Source organism: Streptococcus handemini (assembly GCF_040984445.1).
Classification (GTDB): Bacteria; Bacillota; Bacilli; order Lactobacillales; family Streptococcaceae; genus Streptococcus; species Streptococcus handemini.
This window is the reverse complement of sequence record NZ_JBFRYH010000122.1, coordinates 1-1,228: the sequence shown is the minus strand read 5'-3', so window position 1 is coordinate 1,228 and position 1,228 is coordinate 1. Positions and strand designations below refer to the sequence as shown.

Sequence of the window (1,228 nt, the reverse complement as noted above, 5' to 3'; positions counted from 1 at the left end):
AAAGAATAGTTAAGTGACGATAGCCTAGGAGATACACCTGTACCCATGCCGAACACAGCAGTTAAGCCCTAGAACGCCGGAAGTAGTTGGGGGTTGCCCCCTGTGAGATATGGTAGTCGCTTAGCTAGAGGGGGAGTTTAGCTCAGCTGGGAGAGCATCTGCCTTACAAGCAGAGGGTCAGCGGTTCGATCCCGTTAACTCCCATATAAGCGGGTGTAGTTTAGTGGTAAAACTACAGCCTTCCAAGCTGTTGTCGCGAGTTCGATTCTCGTCACCCGCTTTTGGACTTCATTCCAAAAACCAAACACATGTTTGGGCGCGTAGCTCAGATGGTTAGAGCGCACGCCTGATAAGCGTGAGGTCGGTGGTTCGATTCCACTCGTGCCCATTGTATTTTATGGTCCGTTGGTCAAGGGGTTAAGACACCGCCTTTTCACGGCGGTAACACGGGTTCGAATCCCGTACGGACTATATATAGTTGAGGAGAAAAATGGAGATTATTGGCTCATTGTCAACAGTAGTGGGTAGATGAAAAGCTAACATCTAGAGAGTAGGAAGTGGTTTCGGATAGTTGCTTGTGTTCTTGCGTCCAGAATGGCGATGACATTTAGGGAGTTGAAATCTTGAGCGATAACGTTCATTTTTCCCTTTTTGAAGGCATACTCATCCCAGGACATGACTTCTGGCAGTTTGTTCCAATCGGTTTCAAATTTGAACTCATTTCGTTTTCTGAGGACTGATGATGTTGAAATAAATAGTCTATGTGCAATAGATGTCATTGCTTGCTTCTCGATGAGTAGTTGGGCAATTTTCTGGTTGACAGCGCCAGAGATTTGGTGGTTTTTCTTGACAAGGGGCGTTTCTGCGACCGCCATTTGTCCCTTACATACTGGGCATTTAGGAGCTGTGTAATCCAAGTGACCATGGGGTTCTAGGTGCGTTCCCCTATCATATTCCTCAGCGAAAACAATATTTTGGTCTTTTATTCCGAGAAAATTTGTGATAAGATTTCGTTGTTCCATATGAGTCTTTCTAAAATGATGGTTTGGTTGCTTTTCATTATAGGTCATATGGGACTTTTTTTCTACACTCAAAACATACTAAGATTAGTAGTGAGGAAATCTCCGACGGGAGAGAGTAGTCACTACTTTTTCGTTGTGTTAAAGTAGAGGTGTCTTGTGAAGTCGTGGGGCTTTTTGACGCTGGACGTCGTACTCAAAACTGGCAA

4 tRNA genes, 1 rRNA gene and 1 pseudogene are annotated in these 1,228 nt (G+C 44.8%); 5 read left to right on the top strand and 1 reads right to left on the bottom strand.

Annotated features, from left to right (window positions below):
- Positions 1 to 9 precede the first annotated feature (9 nt).
- The 5 genes from rrf to ABPH35_RS10865 all read left to right on the top strand — a co-directional run bounded on the left by rrf (position 10) and on the right by ABPH35_RS10865 (position 471).
- Positions 10 to 125, top strand: a 5S ribosomal RNA gene (rrf, locus tag ABPH35_RS10885).
- 6 nt (positions 126 to 131) lie between these two features.
- Positions 132 to 204: transfer RNA gene (locus ABPH35_RS10880), tRNA-Val, on the top strand.
- Between the two features lie 5 nt (positions 205 to 209).
- Positions 210 to 280 (top strand) — tRNA-Gly (locus ABPH35_RS10875).
- 34 nt (positions 281 to 314) lie between these two features.
- Positions 315 to 388 (top strand) — tRNA-Ile (locus ABPH35_RS10870).
- Between the two features lie 11 nt (positions 389 to 399).
- Positions 400 to 471 (top strand) — tRNA-Glu (locus ABPH35_RS10865).
- Between the two features lie 80 nt (positions 472 to 551).
- Here ABPH35_RS10865 and ABPH35_RS10860 read toward each other — a convergent pair.
- A pseudogene (locus tag ABPH35_RS10860) lies at positions 552 to 1,022 on the bottom strand (ISL3 family transposase); the annotation flags it as partial.
- Positions 1,023 to 1,228: the final 206 nt, after the last annotated feature.